8 protein-coding genes are annotated in these 4054 nt (G+C 60.8%); 3 read left to right on the top strand and 5 right to left on the bottom strand.

Annotated features, from left to right (window positions below):
- Window positions 1-364: 364 nt before the first annotated feature.
- Both EN742_RS40095 and EN742_RS39630 read right to left on the bottom strand, forming a co-directional pair.
- Window positions 365-493: a hypothetical protein gene (locus tag EN742_RS40095; protein ID WP_259980032.1), complete on the bottom strand. Its 129-nt coding sequence runs from the start codon at window positions 491-493 to the stop codon at window positions 365-367.
- 93 nt (window positions 494-586) lie between these two features.
- Entirely contained in the window at window positions 587-1030 is a 444-nt protein-coding gene (locus EN742_RS39630) for a hypothetical protein (RefSeq protein WP_245466780.1), read from the bottom strand.
- Window positions 1031-1200: 170 nt separating this feature from the next.
- Here EN742_RS39630 and EN742_RS39625 point away from each other — a divergent pair, with 170 nt between their 5' ends.
- Entirely contained in the window at window positions 1201-1449 is a 249-nt protein-coding gene (locus EN742_RS39625) for a tyrosine-type recombinase/integrase (RefSeq protein ID WP_236372574.1), read from the top strand.
- A gap of 46 nt (window positions 1450-1495) precedes the next feature.
- Here EN742_RS39625 and tnpB read toward each other — a convergent pair whose 3' ends face one another.
- From tnpB to EN742_RS26810, 3 genes are read right to left on the bottom strand one after another with little or no spacing between them, the layout of a single operon-like run.
- Window positions 1496-1651 (bottom strand): IS66 family insertion sequence element accessory protein TnpB, encoded by a 156-nt coding sequence (tnpB, locus tag EN742_RS40090; RefSeq protein ID WP_084831567.1) that lies wholly within the window; start codon window positions 1649-1651, stop codon window positions 1496-1498.
- Window positions 1648-1896 (bottom strand): transposase, encoded by a 249-nt coding sequence (locus EN742_RS39615; RefSeq protein WP_236473611.1) that lies wholly within the window; start codon window positions 1894-1896, stop codon window positions 1648-1650. The genes tnpB and EN742_RS39615 overlap by 4 nt, the downstream gene beginning before the upstream one ends.
- Before the next feature lie 54 nt (window positions 1897-1950).
- Complete coding sequence (locus EN742_RS26810) at window positions 1951-2424, bottom strand: transposase (protein ID WP_091600632.1); 474 nt, start codon at window positions 2422-2424, stop codon at window positions 1951-1953.
- A 409-nt stretch (window positions 2425-2833) separates the two neighbouring features.
- Here EN742_RS26810 and EN742_RS26805 point away from each other — a divergent pair, with 409 nt between their 5' ends.
- Both EN742_RS26805 and EN742_RS26800 read left to right on the top strand, forming a co-directional pair.
- The gene (locus EN742_RS26805; RefSeq protein WP_091600633.1) at window positions 2834-3109 is read left to right on the top strand and encodes a hypothetical protein; all 276 of its coding nucleotides are present in this window, start codon (window positions 2834-2836) and stop codon (window positions 3107-3109) included.
- A gap of 573 nt (window positions 3110-3682) precedes the next feature.
- Window positions 3683-3850: a hypothetical protein gene (locus EN742_RS26800; protein WP_236372582.1), complete on the top strand. Its 168-nt coding sequence runs from the start codon at window positions 3683-3685 to the stop codon at window positions 3848-3850.
- The last annotated feature ends 204 nt before the right edge of the window (window positions 3851-4054 follow it).

Genomic DNA, 4054 nt, shown 5'->3' with positions numbered 1-4054 from the left:
CCAGTCAGCCGTCCCGTCGTTTAGTCCAAATGGCGATCCATCTCAGCGCGCTCACGCCATCCACCTTTCTGCGCGACCCAAGCTAAACACGCTCGGCGATGATTAGGATACCTGCTACATCTGGACCCGCCCGGACCCGCCCGGCCTTGCTCGCCTGCGAGACTTGAGGCGTTCGTCGATCGGATAGAGGTTTCGATTCAGGAGACGTGCTTCGTGATGCGGCCATGATAGGCCGGTCCCTCACCGACTGCCGCACGCTCGGAAGAAGCCAAGGTAGGCGACAAGCCTCTGTGGATCGCTGAAGCGCCGAATGTTGCCGATTGCCGCGGCAACGTTCGCACCCACGGTGACGGAGGCAACGTCATCAGGCGACGGATTGTCGGATCCTAGTGGGCACCACCGCGATATCCGCCTCGACCACCGTCAACGCCTCGTTGATCTGATTGATCAAGCCGAGGTGGCACTCGATGGCGGCGCGCTCAAGGAGCAGCATGAGTTAACACCTACTCCTAGCGCCGCTCCTGGAGTCCTATTTCCGCCGGCGCCTGACGAAGCAGCGCAATGCGACTCCCGCGACCGTGGCCAGCTATCGCGATGCCTTGCGCATGCTGATCCTCTTTGCCGCCGCCCGATTGCGGAAGAAGCCGGGGGCGTTGGCGCTCGAAGAGCTGATCGAGATCTCGTTCTCGCTTTTCTCGACGAACTCGAGGAGAAGCGGAACAATTCCGTCACCACGCGCAACGCCCGCTTGGCCGCGATCCGATCTTTCTTCCGCCACGTCGCTGCCGCCGACCCGGCATCCTTCGGCGTCGCCCAACGCGTGCTGACGATTCCCATTAAACGGACGCACATTGACGTGACGTACCACCTCACCACGGCCGAAGTGGACACCCTCATCGCGGCGCCAGATCCAAAGACGCCCCGTGGTCGGCGCGACCGAGCCTTTCTGCTCTTTCTTGGCACGAACCGGCGCCCGGCCTCCGAAGCCACCGGCGTCAACGCAAACGACCTTCAGTTGGAGCGGCCGCACCCACAAGTGCTGCTGCGCGGCAAAGGGCGTAGAGACCGCGTCGTCCCCATTGCTAAGGACCCGGCTGCGGGCGCTGACATCCTTGTTGAGCGAGCGCGGGATCGCCCATCACGAGCCGCGACCGATATTCCTCGGCGCCCGCAACGAGCGCCGGGCCTACCAGACCGGCTTTGGCCGACAAGCCCATATCGCCGCACATCTTCCGGCACTCCCTCGCCATGAAGCTTCTCCAGTCCGGCGTGGACCTTTTGACGATCCAAGCCTGGCTCGGGCATGCACGGGTCGCCACGACCCACCGCTATGCCACAGCGGATGTAGAGATGATGCGCAATGGACTCGAGAAGGCGGGCGTCACCGGCGATCACGGCGTGCGTTTCCGACCAAATGACTCCGTTCTGCAACTGCTGAACTCCATCTGAATGTTTATGTGGCGGAGGCAAGCTGGGTTTGGCCGGTCCGAAGGGGTCAGGGCGGCTCCGCCACATAATCTCGCCCGACGCATAAATGCGGATCCCGGCCCAATGTCTCCTGAACCTGCAGAGCGAGACGCTGCATTCCGCGACGCATATCGGTCCGGCCCACCGCCAACCAGATCCGCACCTGGCTCGGGACCGGGATCATGAAACGCCCCGCGCCTTCACCATCGCCGCTGCCAGTGTTGGCGGCGTGGTCAGTGGAATCCGCAGCCGCACCTTGCCGGCGACGTCCAGCTCGATCACCACTGGCGGCGGGAGCGGCTGGGCGCGTTCGTCAAGAACGTCTTCAGTTGCCGGCTGCCCGGTCTCAGGTCGAAACAGCTCGTTGCGCCAGTATCGGCTGCTGGGCGCGACGCTGTTCGCTGTGTCACAGGAAGAAAGGAAGGTCACCTTGGAGCTCAGGTCAGCCGCCCCTCGGGCTTTTTGCCTATGGCGGCAAAGGGCTCAAGCAAGCCCGAGCTTTTTCCTGAGCTCGGCGTTTTCTTTCCGGAGCCGGTCAGCGAGGAGCTTCTTCAGACGGGCGTTCTCTTCTTCAAGCTTCACAAGATCCTTGAGCTCATCGCTCTGTGTTGTCTGCCCAGCAGCCCTTTTCCAGTGATAGTACGTCTGTTCCGATATTCCAGCGTTCTGAACGGCTGCCTTGATACTCTCTCCCCGTCCGATCTGCTTCTCGATCTCGCCGAGCTTCTGGGCACGCTCGTTCTCAGAGTAATTTCTCCGCGCTGCCCGGACTGTAGGCGAAGCGATCGCTTTAGATGAAGACGCCTGAAGAGCCGAGCTGGCGGCTCTGGTTCGTATAGCACCTGCGCGCTGCGCGGTCCGCTTCCGCGTCTTCGGCGCCTTTGTATCGGGTGTCTGTTCCTTCACGGGCACCTCGCCTGCTGCCTGGGTTGCCTCAGTTTCCTTAAGGTTGGACATCAGAAACTCCCTGCGATTTCAAACATCTATTCTAGCACGCAGCATCTAGAACTTATGGGCTTTGTCAACTGCGGCCACAAAACCGTGCTCGCCAATGTCGCCGTCCGACGCGTTAACATGATGCCAGTAACTGCGGCAATGCAATCGGTTCGCAATCCGCAACAAAGAGTATCGGCTGGATGTGCACGACGCCCCAGTCTCTGAAACAGCGTAGCCGCCCGGTAAGAGCCGCTTTCAGTCTGCCTTAGAAACAAGGTGGTCGGTCGCCACTCCCGCGCATACTATCCGTCTACTCTTGCTCCTCGCACGGCGCCAGGTCCTCGTCATCGATGCCGGGCAGCGTCGCAGCGGCTAAGCCAGCCACTCGCATTGCTCCCTGACAGGATGGTGCCGATCCTGCTGAGATCGCATGCTGGCGCGACGTTGCTTTGCGGCCACCGTCGCGCCTGCCCGTGAACTGTTCGCGCCTGTGCTCATGCTCGCCTTGACACCCTCGATGGGTCCATCCGGGATGGTCAACCATCCCGAACATAGCGGGCAGGCGGGCATCTTCACCAGCAGTCTCTGTGTCGCTCTCGTGGCGGCAAACAAGATCGAGGCTGGCGGGGTGATGATCAACGGTCCTCGAACCATCGATTTTGATCGCGGTGGCCGTTCAGTGTGTTCAAACACGAGGCGCCGTTAGACGGCACCGCAGCATCATAGCGAAGTGCCATGCAGGACGACTCCCTGCAGCATCGTCTCGCGCAGCCAAACACTTGCCGGATCACTGTTGTGAACGGCCGGACGTTTGACGGCCTGTGACGCGAAAAGGCAGCGGAAGATCTAGCATTTATGGGGGAAATGTTTTTTCGGAGTGCTTGACCCGCAGGAAGGGCATGACTGCCTATCGCCCGACCCGGCAAGGCCGCACTCATGACCGGCTGGGCTCGGATCCTGCATGCCGCGCCCGTGAGGTTACTTGTCGGAAGTGCGTCGAGCACAACGACGAGATGTAGTTCACGATCTTTGAAACGCGTGGTCAACTATCCAAAGTGTGGATGCCTTTCATCGAAACAAACGATTTCATCAATGTTGTGGAATCCTGCATGGGCAGAAGCACCTGACGCACACCGATGCCCCACTGCCTCATGGCGTGGCGAGCGTCTTAAAAACTGCCCGAAAGGAGAACTTTCATGCGCTCTACCGGGCAGTGGAGTGCTGGGAAAGGGAGTTGCAACTGACCGGCCATGTCAACTGTCCGACTTCTTCCGAGCCTATGGACAGACTGGGAACCTTCCACGCAAAGCCATTCGAAAGCGGCCGCAGTTGGGCCGGCGCGAGACCGGAAGCCCGCGCAATCGGCTACGACGCGCACGGTGTAGCGGCTCACATCGTCATACTGCACCTACGCCACACACCGGCCGGACCTGATCCGGCTTTATGAGCATTGGGCTTTGTCAGTCGCACAAGCGTGATGGCTTTCGCGACGCGGCGCGCCTCAGGAACTGAGCCGCGGGTCCGGGTCGAAACGCGGGAAAGAAAGACAGGAAACAGAATGGCCGATCAATTCGCAACGGACGTCATTGCCCTGATCAAGAAACGCGCCGAGTCGGAGAGCGGTGAGGGAATGCCTGCGTCATTCGTCGGC

This window comes from Mesorhizobium sp. M4A.F.Ca.ET.020.02.1.1, from assembly GCF_004022645.1.
GTDB lineage: Bacteria > Pseudomonadota > Alphaproteobacteria > Rhizobiales > Rhizobiaceae > Mesorhizobium.
The sequence above is the reverse complement of the archived record's forward strand: the minus strand, read 5'-3'. Positions and strand labels throughout refer to the sequence as shown.

What these genes read in the sequence shown, in the direction of transcription:
- EN742_RS26800 (WP_236372582.1), top strand. Translation starts at nt 3,683, where the DNA reads ATGGACAGACTGGGAACCTTCCACGCAAAGCCATTCGAAAGCGGCCGC.
- EN742_RS26810 (WP_091600632.1), bottom strand. Translation starts at nt 2,424, where the DNA reads ATGTCCAACCTTAAGGAAACTGAGGCAACCCAGGCAGCAGGCGAGGTG.
- EN742_RS26805 (WP_091600633.1), top strand. Translation starts at nt 2,834, where the DNA reads ATGCTGGCGCGACGTTGCTTTGCGGCCACCGTCGCGCCTGCCCGTGAA.
- EN742_RS40095 (WP_259980032.1), bottom strand. Translation starts at nt 493, where the DNA reads ATGCTGCTCCTTGAGCGCGCCGCCATCGAGTGCCACCTCGGCTTGATC.
- tnpB (WP_084831567.1), bottom strand. Translation starts at nt 1,651, where the DNA reads ATGATCCCGGTCCCGAGCCAGGTGCGGATCTGGTTGGCGGTGGGCCGG.